The organism is Paenibacillus puerhi, from assembly GCF_009846885.1.
Lineage (GTDB): Bacteria > Bacillota > Bacilli > Paenibacillales > NBRC-103111 > Paenibacillus_G > Paenibacillus_G puerhi.
The window spans coordinates 39,567-58,608 of the sequence record NZ_WUWM01000015.1; the positions used below are offsets into that span (position 1 = coordinate 39,567).

The following is a 19,042-nucleotide window of genomic DNA, read 5'->3' on the forward strand; positions in this document are numbered from 1 at the left end:
CCTCCTCTTGGATTAAAGTTACATTTGAACGTTAAGCAGATTACCTATTTTATACACCACATCGTCCGTGTCTGCGTTGATGTTAGCGGCCTCATTAATACTTGATATGCTTTCAAGCGCCTTGATATTTGCGTTATAGCCTATCGTATAGATAGGAATCTTGAAGGATTCAACCAACCCCTTGATATCCTTAAGCGAATGTCCTTCATTCGTCTCTCCATCGCTTAGAACAAAGATCAGCGGCTTCACATCGGGATTAAGAGCCAGCTCGTCTTGAAGCATCTTCATAGCGACCACGATGCCGTCGAAGGTAGCGGTCCCTCCATTGGCTTGAAGGCTGTTTACGGCCCCGACAAACATCGACTGCTGATTCGTATCGTATTTCCCGATGGGGAGATTGATAGCTACTTTACTGGAATACGAGACAAAGCCTATACTGTTTTCTTTCCCTAAAAACTTCTGTCCCTTGAGAAGGGATTCCTTCAACCGATTCAAGGGCTCGCCCGCCATGCTGCCGGATACATCGGCTACAAACACCGCGGCAATTGGTTTATTTGCGTTTTTCTTCTCTTTCCATAGCTTCTGCGCGGACGATAGGAGATTGCCCTCAACGACAGCGACTTCGGATTTGTACTCATTCAGACTGTTGAAGCCTTTTTCCTGTGCGATTTTTTGATACTTCTCCTGTTCAACAAATTCCGAAAATTTCTTAATAATGTCCAGCTTAGCTTGGGGCAAGTCGCCCAAAGCGTACAGCGGGCTGTCATGCCTTACGCCGAATGGGGTAAATACATATCCCGTCTTTAGGTCAGGAGCGTTGATGTACGTTTGGTATTCCAGAACAAACCCGTCGAGCATACCGGACTTGGCGGCATCACGCATCTGGATCGTGGTAGACGCAATAAAGGGAACGTTCGTCTGGAACTTTTCAAAACCTTGAACCGCTTTATCTCCAAGCAGATTCGAGCTGTCAAACGTTCCAAGGGCAGTCACTAGAAAGTTTAGACCCGTAGAGCTTGCGAAAGGATCGGTATATCCCATAGCCAGTTCATTATTGGCAATAGCATCTGTAACCGTCTTAACGTTTAAAGACCCGTACTTAGCTACCAGCTCATCGTATTTTGTCTTGGAGGAGATAATACCGGCGACATTACCGACCAGACGCTTGGAGACAAGCTCAGTCCGAACCCCTTGTGCCTTAACCATCTCGCCCCATAGCTCGTTGGAAGGGGTGAAAGCATCCGGTACATATTTGCCCGACCTTATGTAATCGGTAGCCGTTCCCGAAGCGATATTACGGATCTTGACGGAAACCGGCTTCCCGTTCAGGACGATATTGGACTTATTGAAATCATTCGCTACCTCATTCAACCATCCGTCAATCCCCGTTCCTGATTTTTCTGTGGAAGAAAAAATTTCTACGAAATTTTCCGTTGTATTGGGTACCGATATAGGAAACTTAGAAATATCAGGCAACGATTCGCCGACATTCACCGGGTCGAGGTCGATCTGTCCCTTGATTGGTTTGGCCGTCGTAACCGATATGTCCTGGTACAGTTTATCCAGCTGCTTGGTCGCATCCTCCAGCGTTACCTGGGTCTGGGTTTTCCCTAAGTTGGATGTCAGACTGATTCCCGCATACACAAGAACAAAAACGATGACGGCAATTGCCCCCAATATACCAAACGCTTTTCCTTTGCTAGCCATCCTCATCCTCCCTCTCATTGCTTATAATATTTCGTTTGCTTGATCAAGGAATCGATTTCCTTCATGCAGGGCATCTCCTCGACATCCTTATAATCGGAGCTGCTTAATAGAGATATTTCCAACACCAACTTGTCTAGCTTCAGCAGGATTTCTTCATTGGCAGCCAAATACCCGGTCACATAGTCTAAATACTCCTTGTACAGACCCGCCTTTTCCTGCATAAGCTTGTTGGGAAATGGAGCCGATTTTTGCTGATGGGTGAACGCTTCGAATTCCGAGGCGTCAAAAACGTTCAGCTTATTGAGGGTGCTCCTGATATTCAGGTAAAACAGCTTTTCGACTTCAAGAATAACCGTAACGAACTTCTTGTAGCTGAGCTCCGTCGGATCAAATCTTTGACTAAGGACATCCAGCAGCGTGCCTTTCTTCTTTTCGATGCGATCTAGCTGGTCGAGAGCCAGCCGGACATCCTTCTTCAAGGCGTTGACATGCCGGAAACGATGCAGCGCCTCAACATAGTCTTCATGGGTCTTCAGATTTTTTACTGGCGTCACGGCAGGAGGCTTGAACAGAAGAGCATAACTGCCGTAAAGCAGTACAAGGAGACTTATGAACAATAAGGTTACGCCTGCAGCCGTTTCAAGTGCGCTGTCCCCTCCGATGTCTAGCCCTACTATTCCTGGGGACAACATCATAATATTAAGGAGGACCACCCCCGCAATAAGTCCAACAAGCTTTAAGGCATTCGAGCCATTCAAAAGCTACACCTCCTCTACGAATGCTGTACCAGGCTAATTTTAACAGAGAATGACCCTGAAGCTCCATTTATTTTCCTAAATATATGCCATTTCTTTTATTGAGCTTCCTGTCTAGCCTCTTCTATACAAGGTACCCGGCTGCTTTACGCTTACTTTACGCTAATGTAAGGGATTGGTTGCAATTCCAACCTACCGAGCTCTGCACGCCGAAAAGTTAAGCGTTTTCCAAAAGCAAATTGCGGGCGGAAAAGGTTAGACACTCCTTAGGCCTTTTGTTATAATTGGAATGGCGTGTACGAAGCATTCTTCATGAAAACTATTGAAAAAGCATGGATTTCAAAGCAGTTTGAGACACGGGGTACGTCCAACAATGTTACATAAGGAGGCGGTTCGTTCGCGATGTACATGAACAACTACGTAGTCGTAACGATTTTTCTCTTCTTGGCGGTGTTGCTTCCAATTGCAGCGCTTACAATCGGGCGGTGGTTGCGTCCGCACAAACCGGTCGAAGAAAAATATACGACTTATGAAAGCGGTAACGAACCGGTGGGAGAAGGACAAGTTCGCTTTAACATCCGGTATTACCTGTTTGCGCTGATGTTTGTTATTTTCGATGTAGAAACGGTGTTCTTGTATCCATGGGCCGTTGCATACAAGCAACTAGGCTTGTTTGCGCTTGTGGAGATGTGTATATTCATAACGCTGCTGATCATAGGCTTACTGTATGCCTGGAAGAAGAAGGTGCTGAAGTGGACCTCAATCTAGAGAATATCACGCCGGAAGAACGCCAGGAAATGGAACGCACGGTGTTTATGACCACCTTGGAACAGATCAAGGCTTGGGCGAGAAGCAACTCCCTATGGCCGCTTACCTTCGGCCTGGCCTGTTGCGCGATCGAAATGATGGGTACGGGCGGATCGCACTATGACCTTGACCGGTTCGGAGTTATCTTCCGTACGTCTCCGCGGCAGTCGGACGTCATGATTGTCGCAGGTACGGTTACCAAGAAGATGGCTCCGCTGCTGCGCCGTCTGTATGAGCAGATGCCCGAGCCCAAATGGGTGATCGCTATGGGTTCCTGTGCCACCGCCGGCGGTCCGTATGTGAAATCATACGCCGTCGTGAAGGGAGTCGACCAGATCGTACCGGTGGATGTTTACATTCCGGGCTGTCCTCCCAATCCTGCGGCTCTGATCTACGGCATTAACAAGCTGCAGGAGAAAATCCGATATGAAGCGAAAACCGGTAAGCAGGTGACCAATCCATGACCGATGATCCGAAGCTGGACAAAACCGCGGGTGCGGCTGCACCTGACGATACACAAACGCCCGATACAGGCTCCAAGAAGGAAGCAGGGGCCCCGGCCGAGCCGGACAAGGGCGCTTCCGTGAAGCTGGAGCCGGGCGAGGCCAATGCTCCGGAAGCGGCTGCAGCGGTACCTGCTCCGTCCGACGAGGAGAAGGAAGCGAAGGCCAAGGCGGCTGCCGAGGCGCGTGCCGCCCGTGCCAAAGAGCGTGCGGCCGAGGCGGAGGCCGCGGAAGCGGAAGCGGAAGCTCCGAAGGAGCCGTCGCCCAGCCAGCCCTTGCTGGATCGGCTTGTAGCGCTGCTGCAGGAAATACCGGGCGAGGTTATTCAAGAGGCCTATATCAACGAAAAGGGCGGACATATTCCTTTTCTGGTCCTTAGCCCGGAGGCCTGGCCTGCTGCGGCCGAGATGCTCAAGACGCATCCCGAGCTTCGGCTAAACTATCTGCGGAATGTGTCCGGCGTTGATATGGAGACGCATATGGAAGTTGTCTACCATCTGATCTCGCTGGAATCTAAACGCGAATATGGCGTTAGGGTCAAGACGGACCGCGAAGCGCCGTCCGTTCCATCCGTCACATCCGTTTGGCCGACGGCCAACTGGAATGAGCGGGAAATATACGATTTATTCGGTATCGATTTTCCGGGACATCCCGACTTGCGCCGCATTATGATGGCAGACGACTGGGTAGGACATCCGCTGCGCAAAGATTACGAGCCGCTCGACCCGGAGGTGTAGGATTTGGCCATTAGAACGGAAGAATTGCTTTTGAACGTAGGACCGCAGCATCCGAGTACGCACGGCGTATTCCGCATTATCGTCAAGCTCGACGGCGAAGTCATCAAGGAAGCTATCCCGGTAATGGGATACTTGCACCGGGGAACGGAGAAGCTGGCCGAGAATCTGACTTATACGCAGATTATTCCTTATACGGACCGGATGGACTATGTGTCAGCGATGACCAACAACTATGTGCTGGTCCATGCGGTCGAGAAGCTGATGCAGCTGGAAATACCCGAGCGGGCCGAATATTTAAGGCTGATCGTGATGGAGCTGCAGCGGGTAGCCAGTCATCTCGTATGGTGGGGTACCTATCTGCTGGATATTGGCGCAATGAGCCCCTTTCTCTACGCATTCCGGGACCGGGAGATCATTATCGACCTGTTCAACGAGCTTTGCGGCGCCCGGCTCACCTATAATTACATGCGTGTGGGCGGTGTGAAATGGGATGCCCCCGAAGGGTGGATTCAGAAGGTACGCGAATTCGTTCCTTATATGAGAAACAAGCTGGAGGAATACGAAAGGCTCGTTAGCGGCAATGAAATTTTCCTGGCGCGGATCAAAGGGGTAGGCAAGTACGATGCCGAGACAGCGATCGCTTATGGACTCAGCGGAGCCAATCTGAGGTGTACAGGCGTAAACTGGGATCTGCGCAAGGACCAGCCATACAGTCTGTATGACCGGTTCGACTTCGAGGTGCCCGTCCTTGATGGGGGCGACTGCTATGCGCGGTATCTGCTTCGGATGGAGGAGGTCCGGCAATCGCTTCGCATTCTCGAGCAGGCGGTCGAGCAATTCCCGGGTGACGGAGAAATTATGGGTAAGGTGCCTCGGGTAATCCGCCCGGCGGAGGGAGAGGTATATGTGGCTATCGAATCGCCGCGAGGCGAAATCGGCTGCCATATTATATCCAAAGGGAAAGACAAGCCGTACCGCTTGAAATTCCGCAGACCTTCATTTGTCAACCTGCAGATTCTGCCGAAGTTGCTGGTCGGGGAGACGATGACCAACCTGATCACGATACTCGGAGGCATTGATATTGTCGTCGGGGAGGTCGATTGCTGATGTCCGAACTTTTACATCAGCCGCTGTCGCTTACCAGCGTCGCGATTTTTTTCGCTTGGGCGGTAGTGCTGCTGCTCATTATTCTGGGCTTCGTGACCTACGCGATTTACTTCGAGCGTAAGGTGCTCGGCTGGATGCAGCTCCGGATCGGACCGAACCGGACGGGGCCGCTTGGTCTGCTGCAGACGGTAGCCGACGTGTTCAAGCTGCTGATTAAAGAAGATACCATTCCGCGCAAAGCGGATCGCGGATTATTTATTCTGGCGCCGATTATTACGTTTATCCCTGCTTTCCTTGTTACGGCGGTCATTCCTTATACAAGCAATCTCATCAGCAGCGACATGAATGTCGGCGTTCTGTACTATGTGGCCTTGTCCGGAATTTCCACCATCGGCGTTGTGCTGGGAGGATGGGCCTCCAATAATAAGTACGCGCTGCTCGGGGGGATGCGTTCCGCTGCACAGATGATCAGTTATGAGATTCCGCTCGTGATCTCCGTCGTCGGCGTCGTCATGATGACCGGCAGCATGAATTTAAACCGGATCGTCGAGGCGCAGGGCGGAGGCTTCTGGCACTGGAACTTTTTGCCGCAGATTATCGGCTTTGTCGTATTCGCCATAGCGGCCGTATCGGAGCTGAATCGTACGCCCTTTGACTTGCCGGAGGCGGAGTCGGAGCTGGTCGCGGGCTATCACGTCGAATATAGCGGTTTCCGCTTTGCCTTCTTCATGCTGGCGGAGTATGTGTATGTGTTCGCCATCTCAGGCTTAACGACGACATTATTCCTTGGAGGCTGGCATGCGCCGTTTGCGTTTCTTAGCTTTATCCCGGGAATCGTCTGGTTCCTGTTGAAATTCTCGCTGATCGTATTCGTGCTGATCTGGATAAGGGGAACCTTGCCTCGCGTCCGCGTGGATCAGTTGATGGGACTGGGCTGGAGAGTGCTGCTGCCGCTTGCTTTGGTTAATATTTTTGTTACGGCAATCTATATGGCCATTGTCATGTAAGGATTGCGGCCTCCGCATGCCTACGACGAAAGGGTGAACGAAATGAAAGGTATCGTGAAGGGACTTGGCGTAACGCTCAAAAGCTTAACAGCCAAGAAAATCACGTATGCATATCCAGATGTACCGCTGGAGCTGCCGGACCGGTTCCGAGGCATACAGCACTTTGACCCGGAGAAATGCATCGTCTGCAACCAATGTGCGAGAATTTGCCCGACGGAGTGCATCACGCTTGTAGGCAAGCCTAATCCGGACCCGGAGAAAAAAGGAAAGGTCATCGATACCTACGACATCAATTTCGAGATCTGTATTCTTTGCGATCTGTGTACGGAGGTTTGCCCGACGGAGGCGATCGTCATGACGAGCAACTTCGAGCTGAGCACGTACAGCCGCGATGATCTGTTCAAAAACCTCGAATGGTTGAATGACAACAACTCGAATGTACGCAAAGAGAACAACTCGGCTATGCCGAAAGGCGGTGCCAAGTAATGCTCTCGAATATTGTCTCATTTCTATCCAGCGGCGAAAATCTCGTATTCTTCGTGTGCGCCCTGCTGGCCATAGGCGGAGCTATATTTATGATCAGCTACACGCAGGTTGTCCATATGGTACTCGCTTTGGCGCTGACCTTTATCAGTCTGGCGGGCCTGTACATTGTGCTGCAGGCGGAGTTCGTCGCTGTGGTGCAGATTCTGATCTACGCCGGGGCTATTTCCATTCTGATGATCTTCGGCATTATGATGACTAAGCATCATCAGAGCGACGAAGAGGAGCCGAAGCGTCCTTGGCATAACGGTTTGTTGTTTGTAGGCGCGGCCGGCCTGTTCGGCATCATCTTCTACGTCATTCAGAAAACGGAGCTGCCGACCGGGGAATACCCCAAGATCGAGGATAACACGCTGGAGATTGGCAAGCTGCTCTTCGGCCAATATGTGATTCCTTTTGAGCTGATGTCGGTGCTGCTCACAGTCGCTTTCATCGGCGCCATTATCGTAGCGAAACGGGAGGAGGATTAGCATGGGAGCCGGAGGACTTGCAACTCCATACTTGACGCTCGCGGCGATTCTGTTTTGCATCGGCATGTATGGCGCCCTTTCCAAGAAAAGCGCGGTTATCGTGCTGTTGTCCATCGAGCTGATGCTGAATGCCGTAAACTTGAATTTGGTGGCATTCTCCAGATTCGGCTTGCAGCCCGGGCTAACGGGACAAATTTTCTCCTTGTTCAATATTACGGTTGCTGCGGCCGAGGTCGCGTTAGGTATCGCTATACTGATCGCCTTTTATCGGAACAAGGGAACAACGGATGTCGGAGACATGGATTCGATGAAGCGATAGCGAAGTGCTGCGGTCGAGCGGGCTTTCGCCAGATCCCGGTCATACCGGGCTGGAGACGGCGCTGGCTCCCGGCATTCGCGTAGAGGAGGATTTAAGCTCATGGTATCGGCTTTCTCGCAATACGCTTGGCTCATCCCGTTGTTCCCGCTGCTGTCGTTTTTGATTTTAACGGCGGCGGGACGCTCGTTACGGGAAGCGGGCGCTTATATCAGCATAGCGGCCGGGTTCGTTTCTTTCCTGCTCGCCATCCTGATCTTTTGGGAGCGAATCGGCGGAGGCACGGAAGATTATACATGGAACAATATGCAGTGGCTGAAGCTTGGCGACTTCACGCTGAAAATGGGCTTTGAGGTTACGAACTTGAATGCTTTGATGCTGGTGATCGTGACACTCATCAGCCTGCTCGTCAATATTTATTCCAAGGGCTATATGCATGGAGATGAACGGATCAACGTGTTCTTCGCTTATATCGCGCTGTTTACGTTCTCGATGCTCGGGCTTGTCATCTCCGTGAATCTGGTGCAGCTGTACATATTTTGGGAGCTGGTCGGCGTGTGCTCGTTCCTGCTCGTCGGGTTCTGGTATTTCAAGCCCGAGGCACGCGCCGCGGCGAAAAAAGCGTTCATCGTCACGCGTGTCGGTGACGTAGGACTTTTCATCGGCATCCTGTTGTTGTTCTGGGTGATGCCCGATCATGCGCTTGATTTTACATCGATCAGCAATGCATTCGAGGGCGGTAAAATTTCCGAGGAAATGGCTACCTGGATCGCCATTTTGATTTTCATAGGCGCGATGGGTAAATCCGGCCAGTTCCCGCTTCATACCTGGCTGCCGGATGCGATGGAAGGACCGACGCCGATCAGTGCGTTGATCCATGCCGCTACCATGGTCGCCGCAGGCGTGTATTTGGTCGCCCGCACCTTTGATATCTTTACGGCGGCCCCTGCCGCATTAACCGTAGTAGCCGTTGTCGGTGCGGTCACAGCGCTCTTCGCTGCGACGATCGGGACGGCCCAGAACGATATTAAACGTATTCTGGCCTACTCGACCGTCAGCCAACTGGGCTACATGATGATGGCGCTCGGCATCGGGACGACGGCCGCTTATACCGCGGGCATCTTTCATTTATTCACGCATGCGTTCTTCAAGGCTTTGCTCTTCCTTGGAGCGGGCAGCGTCATTCATGCCGTACATACGCAGAACATCCACGAGATGGGCGGCGTCGGCAGTAAGATGAAGATCACGGCCTGGACGTTTGCGATCGGAGCGCTTGCGCTCAGCGGGATCGTGCCGCTGTCCGGCTTCTGGTCCAAGGACGCCATCCTGACGGAGGCTTACAATACGGGCCATTACGGCTTGATGCTCGTCGGGCTTATCGCAGCATTTTTTACGGCATTCTATATGTCCCGTCTGTACTTCCTGGTGTTCTTCGGCAAGCCGCGGGGCGAGCATCAAGGGAAGGTTCATGAATCTCCAGGCTCTATGACAATGCCGCTTATCGTGCTGGCTGTATTGGCTGTCGTGGCCGGCTTCGTCTTTACTCCGTTCAGCCCGTGGCTTGGAACTTGGCTGACCGGTCATGAAGAGGCGGAGCATGCATCGGTGCTGGTGATGGTACTCTCGACGCTCGTAGGGTTGCTGGGTATCGGGGCCGGATATATGGTCTACGTGAAGCGGACGATTTCTGCGGAGGGCTTCGTAGCCTCAGCTCCATGGCTGTACAGGCTGCTGAACCGCAAATATTATATCGATGAGCTGTACCAGGCCGTATGGGTGCGTTCGCTGCAATCGATCGGGCAGGTGCTTCATCTGTTTGACGTCTATGTCGTGGACGGTGTGGTACGGTTATCGTCTTACGCTGTGACAGGCGTGGGACGCCTCGGTTCCCGCTTGCAAAATGGGCAGGTGCAGACGTATGGTCTGGCTACGCTGATCGGCTTGCTCATTCTGATGCTGGCTATCGCGGGAAGGAGGTTCATCAGCCTTGGATAAGATTCCGATTCTATCGCTCATTACATTCTCGCCGCTGCTCGGCGTGCTTGTGCTGATGTTTCTGCCAAAGTCACAGGGACAGTGGATTAAGACGACTGCGATTCTCACCACGCTGATCCCTCTTGGATTGTCGGTGTGGCTGTATGCTCAGTTCAATTCGAATGTCGCGGGCATGCAGTTCAAGGAGTCCGTCCCCTGGATCTCCATCCCGCTTGACCGGGAAACGCAGGTACTCAGCCAGACCTCGTTCTTCGTGGAGTTTAAGTACGCTCTGGCGGTAGACGGCTTGTCGCTGCCGCTGGTGTTTCTGACGGCGCTTGTAGCTACGATGGCCGCTCTTGCTTCGGTCTACATTAAAAAACGTTGGAAATCGTACTTTATCTGGTTTTTACTGCTTGAAGTCGGAATGTTCGGCGTGTTTATGGCCCAGGACCTGTTTCTGTTCTTCGTCTTCTTCGAAGTCACCCTTGTGCCGATGTTTTTCCTTATCGGGATCTGGGGATATATGGACCGCGAGCGTGCGGCGAACAAGTTCTTGATCTATAACGGGCTCGGGTCGGCGATTATGCTGATCGCCTTCCTGATACTGGTCAGCACCGCGGGCTTCACGCAAACTGTGGTCGGCAATGCGGTAACGATTCATTACACGGGCGATCTGAATGTCATCACCGAAAATCTGTTTCAAAGTGTGGATTCCTATGTGAATCAAAACGAGGAAGGCAATGTGTTTTTCTTAAGCGCAACGATGAAATGGGTACTGTTCATCATGCTGCTGGTGGCCTTCGGGATCAAGCTGCCGCTGTTCCCCTTCCATACGTGGATGCTGAAGGTTCATACGGAGGCGCCGCCTTCCGTGGTCATGATTCACTCCGGTATTTTGCTGAAAATGGGAGCTTATGGCTTGATTCGCTTCGGCATCCTGCTGTTTCCCCAGCAGGCGGTCGGCTGGGCGACCGTGCTTGCCGTGCTCGGTGTGATCAACATTTTGTACGGTGCGATATTGGCCTTCGTCCAGAAGGAATTCAAGCTTGTTCTGGCTTATTCCAGTATCAGCCATATGGGCATCGTACTTCTGGGGATTGCGGCCTTCAACACGATCGGCCTGGAGGGAGCGGTGTTCCAGCTGGTATCGCACGGCCTGATCTCGGCCTTGCTGTTCTTGATCGTAGGCAGTATCTATGAGCGGACGCATACGACCCGGCTCGAAGAGCTTGGAGGCCTGGCCAAGTCGATTCCGTTCATATCCGGCATCCTGCTGCTCGCAGGCATGGCTTCGCTTGGGCTGCCCGGCTTATCTGGATTCGTCAGCGAGTTTCTCGCTTTCGTAGGCTTGTTCGAATCGCATAAGATCGTGACGGCCGTAGGAGCGCTCGGAATTATACTGGCCGCGGTATACGTACTGCGGGGGGTGCTCGGCATCACATACGGGCCGCTGCGCAGTGAGCTGCCCGCGATGCGGGACGCACGGTTTATCGAAGCGGTGCCGATGATTACACTGGCTGCTTTTATCATCGTGCTTGGGGTCTACCCAAGCATTCTGACCGAGCCGCTGCATCAGACGGTCAGCGGGTTTGATCAATTCATTCGCAGCGTAACGAAGATGGGGGGTTAGACCGGTGGCATCAATGGAACCAATACGTCTGCAATTCCACGATCTTGGACTGCTTGCACCGGAACTCACACTGGTTGCCGCTGCCGTCATTCTGTCGCTGCTGGACCTGCTGCTGCCGCGCCAGAGCAGCCGCGCATGGCTAGGGTGGCTGTCCCTGGTCAGCCTCGCTGTTTCGGCCATGTTTGTAGTTCTGTATCAATTGAATCCGGTAGAGCCAAAGCAGCTGCTTGAATTCAGCTACCGCATTGATGATTTCGCCAGTGTTCTTAAGCTGATTCTGCTGGCGGGGGCGGGACTTATAACCTTCATGAGCATCGGATCGGTGAACGAGGAGGAAATCCCGCATGTCGGCGAGTTTTATTATCTGCTTCTGCCGGCTACCCTGGGCGGTATGATCATGGCGTCGTCCGGCGACCTGATCACGTTGTTTGTCGGACTGGAGCTGCTCAGCATCACCTCCTATATTCTGGTCGCGATGCGAAAGAAGCGGCTGCAATCCAACGAAGGAGCGTTCAAGTATCTTGTGCTTGGCGGCATGTCCTCGGCATTAATTCTATATGGGATGTCCTTCCTTTACGGCATGACAGGGACTACGATCATTCCGCAAATCTCCGCTATGCTGGAGCAGAGCGGAGACGGGATGCAGCCGATGATTTACTTGAGCTTCTTCCTGATCCTGGCCGGGTTCGGCTTCAAGGTGGCGGCATCGCCATTCCATACCTGGGCGCCTGATGTATATCAGGGGGCGCCTACGCAGGTGACCGCCTTTCTGGCCGTCGTATCGAAGGCGGCTGCATTCGCTATTCTGTTCCGTGTCATGTACACGGTATTCGCTTCGCCAGGCATTATGGGCACGGCCATTCATGATGATTTTCTCACGGCCTTGATGGTCGTAGCGGCTGCGGCGATGATCGTCGGCAACTTCACGGCGCTGCGTCAGACGAATATGAAAAGGCTCCTGGCTTACTCCGGGATTGCCAACACCGGTTATCTGCTTGTTCCGATCGCCATTCAGTTTACGATCGTGCACTTTTCGAACTTTGCCGAGTTCACCTTTTATCTGATTGCGTATCTGTTTATGAATGTGGGCATTTTCGCTATGCTGATGATTGTCGAGCGGTCGACGGGCGGGCAAGAGCTGAAGGCTTTCGCCGGGCTGTATTACCGTGCTCCCGGCCTCGCCATAGCGACCGTGCTGCTTGTCTTGTCCTTGGCGGGCTTGCCGATATCCGGCGGTTTCTTCGGCAAGCTGTATATCATGCTCGGTACGATGCAAACCCAGCACTACTGGCTGGGTGCGATTATGATCGTGACGAGTGTCGTGTCCTTCTATTATTACTTCGGACTGATCCGCCAAATGTTTATGCGCAGTGACGATGAAGCCGGGCCTCTCCGTCCTACGCTTCCTCTCAGCATCACGGTATGGCTGTGCGCCGGCATAGGGGTCCTGCTGGGCCTTTATCCGCAGGGCGTGCTTGCGTACCTGGAGCGGATCTTTTCGCTCAGCCAAGATTTGTTTATGTTCGGTTAATCAAGCTTATGCGAAAACCCGTTGCCGGTCCCTTGGGGCTGGCGACGGGTTATTTTAGTTGACACTGCCGGTCTACACTCAGAGCGGACAGCCTGCGGCATCCTCCTCTTACCGGGTTAAGGAGTTAACATAATGCCGGCGGTTGGGGCCAAAATCCATCCCGAAAATCTCCGAAAACAGAAAGAGATTGACGAATTCAAAATGAAGCGTTTTCGAAAAAAGATTCCAGTTGCAGCCACTTGCTATAAAGCTTAGAATGGGATAATGGAGTTATGGGCAGGGAGAATTCAGGAAAAAGGGTTTTGATGGCGATGAATACTCGAATGCTGAAACGTAACATGTTCGCATCGTTCACAGGTCTGGCACTATTCCTGATATGCTGCGGGGCGGTGTACGCCGCGGATGCGGATGATCCGTTCTACACGAAGCAGACGAATCTACAACTTATTCATATGAATGAAGCCTGGGACGTTTCTCAAGGCAATACAGGCATGATCATTGCCATCGTGGATACGGGAGTTCAGTTGTCCCACTCTGACTTGAAGGGGAATTTGGTGAAGGGGGTCAACCTGCTTGCCCCGTCGCTTCCTCCTGAGGATGATAACGGACACGGGACGAATGTGGCCGGCGTGATCGGCGCCATGGGCAACAACGACCGTGGAATCGCCGGCATGTTGTGGAACGCGAGAATGATGCCGATCAAAGCCTTGAAAGCGGATGGCTCCGGAGACGAGCAGATGCTCGGCGAAGCGATTCGCTATGCCGTCGACCACGGGGCGCGTATCGTCGTTCTTTCGCTCGGCTTGAATAAATATTCAGCCTATCTCAGCGATATTATCCGATATGCGGAAGAGAGGGATGTATTGCTCGTAGCAGCGACCGGCAACGAGGGCAACAGTGTCAAATATCCGGCGGCGTATCCGACGGTGCTCGCTGTTGGCGGCGTTGGTCCGAATGGTAAAGTGGACAGCAGATCCAATACGGGCATGGAAATTGACGTCGTGGCTCCGTGGAATGTGTTCACTACGGCAATCGGAGATTCCTATGAGGCCAAGGACGGCACCTCGATGGCAGCTCCTCAGGTAGCCGCTGCAGCTGCTCTCGCATGGGGCCAGCGGCCTGATCTGAAGGCATACCAGATTAGGCAGTGGATTCGCCAAACGGCAGAGGATCTGGGTACGAAGGGGTGGGATACGTCCACCGGGTATGGGCTTTTACGTGTGGACCGTTTATTGAAGGAGCCTTATCGGGACGACATGTATGAGCCCAATGATCGCAAGGATCAAGCGGCCCCGATTTCCCCAAGCAAAAGAGTAGCGGCTTCATTCGAGGGAGGTACGGATGTCGACTGGTTTAGGACGGATGCTCCCTATGATGGAACGATCAATCTGACGTTCGATATCGATGCGGGACAAACGGTGAACGTTCAGCATACGGATGCCTCGGGTGTGCTTGTCAGCAAATCCGTTCAGAATGGACAGACCATTCCTTTTAAAGTGACTAAGGGCCGCAGCTATTTCCAACTGCAGCTTAAAGACCGCAATCATTCCGGAGCCGTGCCTTATCAGCTCACGACTTTTTTCGAAATCTATCGCGATCCTTTCGAGGATAATGATAAGCAATACAAGGCTTTTGTACTGCCGGCCCGCAGCCAGACGATTAAAGGAACCTTCCATCAATATCGTGATATGGATTGGTTTGAGTTCCCCGTGGAACAATCGGGATCGCTGAAGCTTTCGCTGTCGGTCGATACGGCCCGGATCGATCCTGTACTGCTGGTGCAGCGGCAAGCCGAGAAATCAATCACGATCGACAATGGAGATGATGGGGAGCCGGAGAGCTACGAGATTCCCGAGGTTTTCCCGGGAAGCTATTACTTCCGCGTCTCCAACGTCAAGGAGTATGAGAATCCGATTGTCGGGGAGTATACGCTGCGCATTGATTATGATGCCAGGCTGATCGATCCCAATGAACCCAATGACCGTTCCTATCAGGCTACGTTCATGTCGCTCAATACGCCTTATAACGGGTTGCTGGACCGGGTAGGCGATACGGACTGGTACCAGTTCCGAATAGCCGAGGAAAGCTATGTGCAGATCGGTCTCAAGGATATTCCTTCGCCGGTCAGTATATATATGACGCTCTATGACGGCACGCTAAAATCGATAGCGAGCTCCATGAATGGCGCCTATGAGGATGCTCAGAACTTGTCGGGCCGCTTCTCGCCGGGAACTTACTATCTGAAGCTATCGTCCAACCAGACGTTCAATAACCGAATGTACCAGTTGGAGGTGGATGCCAAGCCTCTTACAGGAGGATATACGGATATCCGAAACCACTGGGCGGTCCAATCGATCCTGGAATTATCCGGGAAACGGATTATTGACGGATATGACAACTATACGTTCCAGCCTGACCGTCCGATAACCCGTGCGGAGGCTACAGCCGTGCTGTCCCGGGCCTTCGGCTGGGAGAAACAGCGCACCTTGGCATATTCCGATCTGAATTCTACGCACTGGGCTTATTCCTACATTGCCAAAGCAGCGCAGGCCGGTATCGTCGACGGCTATCCCGACCGCACGTTTGCTCCGGACCAGCCGGTCACCCGCATGGAGATGACGGCTATGCTGGCCCGCAGTATGAACAAGACCGGCAAGCTTCGGGGGCAGCTTCCTTTTACGGATATTGACGAGAACTATTGGGGAGCGGGACTGTTAAAGCAGATGAAGGCTGAAGGACTGATCGGAGGCTATAATGATGGCTCGTTCCGTCCCGATCAGCAGGCTACCCGGGCTGAGTTTGTCCGCCTGTTAGCCCAGGCGCTTTCGTAGGCGGAGGATGGCTTTCAGAAAAATTTAGTTCCTAAAGACCGATTAACCGGGCGGACCGCAGGGTAAAGATGCATAATAAGACAGCGGTTTCCCGGCCGGCTGATTACCCAGTCAGCATAGCCGATTGGAATAAGAGGGGAAGCAGGATAAACTTATGGAGTATGTGGATCAAGTGAACGCTTCGCTCGGTATGAAAGGCGTTCTGAACATTGTGCTGGTTCTTGTCTTTATCGGGTTTTCCTGGTGGGCCCTGCAGGAGCTGAAGTGGGAGAGCTTGTTTCGGAGGCCGAGAAGCCCGCAAGCCAAATTACTGCAAATCCTGATTTCCATTGCTCTCGGTTATCAGGTAGCGCGTTTCATTATCGATTACTTGGCCTGGTCGACCTGGTTCTCCGGAATCTTCTAACAATGAGCTTGATCCCGAATAACTGAGGGGAATCCTGTCAACAATGGATAGTACAACCGTTATGAAAATAGGCGTGCTTCACGAATGCTATGTAAATACACGATACTGATACGCGGAGGGGATCCAGATGAGCAAAATTATCGTCCGCGGCGGCAAAAAGTTGTCCGGCAGGGTTCGTATTCACGGAGCGAAAAATGCCGTGCTGCCGATTATCGCAGCCTCTCTACTAGGAATGGAGGGAGAAAGCGTTATTCATGACGCACCTCCTTTGGACGACGTAATGGTTATTAATAAAGTGCTTGAAAGCTTGGGCGTCGAAGTGGAGTATAAGCATGAATCGATCCGGGTCAATGCGACACGCATCCAGACTTGCGAGGCATCTTATGAATTGGTTCGCAAGATGCGGGCCTCCTTCCTGGTGATGGGACCGCTGCTTGCCCGTATGGGGCAGGCGCGCATCTCGCTGCCGGGCGGCTGTGCCATCGGAACAAGACCGATTGACCAGCATCTGAAGGGCTTCGAGGCGATGGGCGCTGAGATTGAACTCGGCCAGGGCTATATTGAAGCGCGTATTCAAGGACGATTGAAGGGCGCTAAGATCTATCTGGATGTGGCAAGTGTAGGCGCTACCGAAAATATTATGATGGCGGCCACCTTGGCAGAAGGTACGACGTTGATCGAGAATGCGGCCAAGGAACCCGAAATCGTAGATTTAGCCAATTATTTGAATGCGATGGGAGCCCGAATTCGTGGGGCCGGTACGGGAATGATCCGTATCGATGGGGTCGAGCGATTGGGCGGTGCGGTACATACGGTCATACCTGACCGGATTGAAGCAGGAACATACATGATGGCGGCGGCCATTACGAACAGCGACCTTTATATTGAAGGCGCCATCGGCGACCATCTGCGGCCTGTTATCTCCAAACTGCAGGAAATGGGTGTTCAAATTGATGAGGATGAGAACGGGATTCGTGTTTTCGCCAGCCGTCCTTTACGCTCAGTCGATGTGAAAACCTTGCCTTACCCGGGCTTTCCTACCGATATGCAGTCGCAGATGATGGCCCTGCTCCTTACGGCCGATGGAACGAGTATTGTGACGGAAACTGTGTTCGAAAACCGCTTCATGCATGTGGAGCAGATGACGAACATGAACGCCCAGATTAAAGTCGAGGGACGTACGGCCGTTATTAGCGGGGGTGCCCGGCTGAAGGGGGCCAAGGTATGCGCGACGGATCTCCGGGCAGGGGCGGCGTTGATATTGGCTGCGCTGGTTGCGGACGGCGATACGGAGATTACGGGCATTCATCATATCGATCGCGGGTATGTGGAAATCACGGAAAAACTGTCGCGTCTTGGTGCGGATATCCGTCGTCTGTCCGTTGAGCCAGAGCTTCAGCTGGAGCCGGAAACGATGCCTTTGTTTGCCGTACAGCCTACGTTAGCCTAATAGAGATTATACGAAAGCAACAGCGGTCGCTCCTTCAGGAGTGGCCTTTTTTTGTTTAGAACCCAACTCTTTCTCCAGTACTATTCTATCTTTTTGACACATAAGCTAATGTTACCCGCGCCGCTCCGGTAGATAGTAATCTTAGGTCTGCGAGGGGCAAGTCAGATAGAATGGAAGAGGAGAGGGAAGAAGCGCATGATGAAGTACAAGCTTTCACGCACACAGTCGGCCTGGATCCGATGGCTCTCGTTTTGGCTTCTTGGCTTTCTGGCCGTTGTTATTCTGGTTCCTTGGTTGCTTGTGCGCTCTCCCTCCGGAATACCCGATAAGAAGGGAACCGACGGGCATGCGGCCCGAGCCCCGGACGGAGAGGCTATCCTGGTCCAAGTTTACCTAAGCGGGACTCAATCCACCGAGCCGATCGAGCTGGAAAACTATGTGCTGGGCGTGGTCGCGGCGGAGATGCCGATCGAGTTCGAACCGGAAGCCCTAAAAGCGCAGGCGCTCGCTGCACGCACTTATATAGTGCGGCGGCTGCTAAGCGGCGAAGTGGCAGGCATAGCGGGATCTTCCGCAACCGTGACGGATACGACGGCGCATCAGGCGTATGCGGGGAATGAGGAGCTGCGTCGCCGCTGGGGACCGGATCGATATGAATCCAATCTGAATAAGCTTAAACGGGCAGTAGAGGCGACTAAGGATGGCGTCATCACGTACGCAGGCCAGCCCATTGAGGCCAGTTATTTTTCGACAAGCAACGGATATACGGAAAACTCGGAGGACTATTGGAATGTGTCGCTCCCCTATCTCCGCAGTGTGCCAAGCCCTTGGGACGAGGGGCTTTCTCCAAGGTATAGGGACAGCATCACGCTTTCGGCCAAGGAGCTTCAGCAGAAGCTGGGACTCCCTGCAGCCGTCTCCGCAGTCGCTGGCAGCAAAAACGGGCTGCATATCGTGGAGCGCAGCGAAGGACATCGGATCAAACAGCTAACGGCGGGGGGACGGACTTTTACGGGGCGTGAGTTCCGGGAGAGATTGGGGCTGCCGTCCAGTCAATTTCAGTGGAGCTATAGCAGCGGCAAATGGACATTTACGACGACGGGCTACGGGCATGGGGTCGGGATGAGTCAGTGGGGGGCCAATGGAATGGCCAAGGAAGGAAGAACGGCGGAGGAAATTATCAAATATTATTATACCGGTGTTACGCTTGAGAAGGCGGCTAATCTACGAGAAGGAAAAAGTTTCTAAACGTCGTAACCGTGCGT

The 19,042-nt window shown here is 52.8% G+C and carries 17 protein-coding genes; 15 read left to right on the forward strand and 2 right to left on the reverse strand.

The features are described 5' to 3' along the window. Positions 1 to 18 precede the first annotated feature (18 nt). Together GSF01_RS14935 and GSF01_RS14940 are read right to left on the reverse strand one after the other, a co-directional pair. Positions 19 to 1,707 (reverse strand): vWA domain-containing protein, encoded by a 1,689-nt coding sequence (locus GSF01_RS14935; protein WP_159885359.1) that lies wholly within the window; start codon positions 1,705 to 1,707, stop codon positions 19 to 21. Positions 1,708 to 1,721: 14 nt separating this feature from the next. Next, entirely contained in the window at positions 1,722 to 2,465 is a 744-nt protein-coding gene (locus tag GSF01_RS14940; protein ID WP_159885361.1) for a hypothetical protein, read from the reverse strand. Positions 2,466 to 2,864: 399 nt separating this feature from the next. Between GSF01_RS14940 and GSF01_RS14945 the strand changes: the two genes are divergently transcribed. The 15 genes from GSF01_RS14945 (at position 2,865) to spoIID (ending at position 19,025) form a co-directional block, all read left to right on the forward strand. Next, positions 2,865 to 3,230, forward strand: coding sequence for an NADH-quinone oxidoreductase subunit A (locus GSF01_RS14945; protein ID WP_159885363.1), 366 nt, complete (start codon positions 2,865 to 2,867; stop codon positions 3,228 to 3,230). Beyond that, positions 3,215 to 3,733: a NuoB/complex I 20 kDa subunit family protein gene (locus GSF01_RS14950; RefSeq protein ID WP_159885365.1), complete on the forward strand. Its 519-nt coding sequence runs from the start codon at positions 3,215 to 3,217 to the stop codon at positions 3,731 to 3,733. The genes GSF01_RS14945 and GSF01_RS14950 overlap by 16 nt, the downstream gene beginning before the upstream one ends. Then, positions 3,730 to 4,509, forward strand: a complete 780-nt coding sequence (locus tag GSF01_RS14955) for an NADH-quinone oxidoreductase subunit C (RefSeq protein WP_159885367.1) — start codon at positions 3,730 to 3,732, stop codon at positions 4,507 to 4,509. Before GSF01_RS14950 ends, GSF01_RS14955 begins: the two co-directional genes overlap by 4 nt. A 3-nt stretch (positions 4,510 to 4,512) precedes the next feature. Beyond that, positions 4,513 to 5,616 (forward strand): NADH-quinone oxidoreductase subunit D, encoded by a 1,104-nt coding sequence (locus tag GSF01_RS14960; RefSeq protein WP_159885369.1) that lies wholly within the window; start codon positions 4,513 to 4,515, stop codon positions 5,614 to 5,616. Then, positions 5,616 to 6,623, forward strand: a complete 1,008-nt coding sequence (gene nuoH / locus GSF01_RS14965) for an NADH-quinone oxidoreductase subunit NuoH (RefSeq protein WP_159885371.1) — start codon at positions 5,616 to 5,618, stop codon at positions 6,621 to 6,623. Before GSF01_RS14960 ends, nuoH begins: the two co-directional genes overlap by 1 nt. Before the next feature lie 42 nt (positions 6,624 to 6,665). Continuing rightward, on the forward strand, positions 6,666 to 7,109 hold the full coding sequence (gene nuoI, locus GSF01_RS14970; RefSeq protein WP_159885373.1) for an NADH-quinone oxidoreductase subunit NuoI: 444 nt from the start codon (positions 6,666 to 6,668) through the stop codon (positions 7,107 to 7,109). Continuing rightward, positions 7,109 to 7,636 carry an NADH-quinone oxidoreductase subunit J gene (locus tag GSF01_RS14975; RefSeq protein ID WP_159885375.1) on the forward strand — a complete coding sequence of 176 codons (528 nt, stop codon included), beginning with the start codon at positions 7,109 to 7,111 and terminating at the stop codon, positions 7,634 to 7,636. Before nuoI ends, GSF01_RS14975 begins: the two co-directional genes overlap by 1 nt. 1 nt (position 7,637) lies before the next feature. Further along, complete coding sequence (nuoK, locus tag GSF01_RS14980; protein WP_159885377.1) at positions 7,638 to 7,955, forward strand: NADH-quinone oxidoreductase subunit NuoK; 318 nt, start codon at positions 7,638 to 7,640, stop codon at positions 7,953 to 7,955. Positions 7,956 to 8,054: 99 nt separating this feature from the next. Next, on the forward strand, positions 8,055 to 9,947 hold the full coding sequence (gene nuoL, locus GSF01_RS14985) for an NADH-quinone oxidoreductase subunit L (RefSeq protein WP_159885379.1): 1,893 nt from the start codon (positions 8,055 to 8,057) through the stop codon (positions 9,945 to 9,947). Then, the gene (locus tag GSF01_RS14990) at positions 9,940 to 11,559 is read left to right on the forward strand and encodes a complex I subunit 4 family protein (protein WP_159885381.1); all 1,620 of its coding nucleotides are present in this window, start codon (positions 9,940 to 9,942) and stop codon (positions 11,557 to 11,559) included. Before nuoL ends, GSF01_RS14990 begins: the two co-directional genes overlap by 8 nt. A gap of 13 nt (positions 11,560 to 11,572) precedes the next feature. Beyond that, positions 11,573 to 13,090, forward strand: a complete 1,518-nt coding sequence (locus GSF01_RS14995; RefSeq protein WP_159885547.1) for an NADH-quinone oxidoreductase subunit N — start codon at positions 11,573 to 11,575, stop codon at positions 13,088 to 13,090. 323 nt (positions 13,091 to 13,413) lie between these two features. Continuing rightward, positions 13,414 to 15,921, forward strand: a complete 2,508-nt coding sequence (locus GSF01_RS15000; RefSeq protein WP_235941521.1) for a S8 family serine peptidase — start codon at positions 13,414 to 13,416, stop codon at positions 15,919 to 15,921. 154 nt (positions 15,922 to 16,075) lie between these two features. Next, positions 16,076 to 16,327 carry a DUF1146 family protein gene (locus GSF01_RS15005; RefSeq protein ID WP_159885383.1) on the forward strand — a complete coding sequence of 84 codons (252 nt, stop codon included), beginning with the start codon at positions 16,076 to 16,078 and terminating at the stop codon, positions 16,325 to 16,327. Between the two features lie 127 nt (positions 16,328 to 16,454). Next, on the forward strand, positions 16,455 to 17,777 hold the full coding sequence (murA, locus tag GSF01_RS15010; RefSeq protein WP_159885385.1) for a UDP-N-acetylglucosamine 1-carboxyvinyltransferase: 1,323 nt from the start codon (positions 16,455 to 16,457) through the stop codon (positions 17,775 to 17,777). Between the two features lie 195 nt (positions 17,778 to 17,972). Then, positions 17,973 to 19,025, forward strand: coding sequence for a stage II sporulation protein D (spoIID, locus tag GSF01_RS15015; protein ID WP_159885387.1), 1,053 nt, complete (start codon positions 17,973 to 17,975; stop codon positions 19,023 to 19,025). Positions 19,026 to 19,042: the final 17 nt, after the last annotated feature.

Bases quoted from the DNA above. Each gene is read 5' to 3' on its own strand.
- GSF01_RS15005 (WP_159885383.1), top strand. From the start codon at position 16,076: ATGGAGTATGTGGATCAAGTGAACGCTTCGCTCGGTATGAAAGGCGTT.
- nuoK (WP_159885377.1), top strand. From the start codon at position 7,638: ATGGGAGCCGGAGGACTTGCAACTCCATACTTGACGCTCGCGGCGATT.
- GSF01_RS14935 (WP_159885359.1), bottom strand. From the start codon at position 1,707: ATGGCTAGCAAAGGAAAAGCGTTTGGTATATTGGGGGCAATTGCCGTC.
- GSF01_RS14945 (WP_159885363.1), top strand. From the start codon at position 2,865: ATGTACATGAACAACTACGTAGTCGTAACGATTTTTCTCTTCTTGGCG.
- GSF01_RS14955 (WP_159885367.1), top strand. From the start codon at position 3,730: ATGACCGATGATCCGAAGCTGGACAAAACCGCGGGTGCGGCTGCACCT.
- murA (WP_159885385.1), top strand. From the start codon at position 16,455: ATGAGCAAAATTATCGTCCGCGGCGGCAAAAAGTTGTCCGGCAGGGTT.
- spoIID (WP_159885387.1), top strand. From the start codon at position 17,973: ATGATGAAGTACAAGCTTTCACGCACACAGTCGGCCTGGATCCGATGG.
- GSF01_RS14995 (WP_159885547.1), top strand. From the start codon at position 11,573: ATGGAACCAATACGTCTGCAATTCCACGATCTTGGACTGCTTGCACCG.
- nuoH (WP_159885371.1), top strand. From the start codon at position 5,616: ATGTCCGAACTTTTACATCAGCCGCTGTCGCTTACCAGCGTCGCGATT.
- nuoI (WP_159885373.1), top strand. From the start codon at position 6,666: ATGAAAGGTATCGTGAAGGGACTTGGCGTAACGCTCAAAAGCTTAACA.
- nuoL (WP_159885379.1), top strand. From the start codon at position 8,055: ATGGTATCGGCTTTCTCGCAATACGCTTGGCTCATCCCGTTGTTCCCG.
- GSF01_RS14975 (WP_159885375.1), top strand. From the start codon at position 7,109: ATGCTCTCGAATATTGTCTCATTTCTATCCAGCGGCGAAAATCTCGTA.
- GSF01_RS15000 (WP_235941521.1), top strand. From the start codon at position 13,414: ATGCTGAAACGTAACATGTTCGCATCGTTCACAGGTCTGGCACTATTC.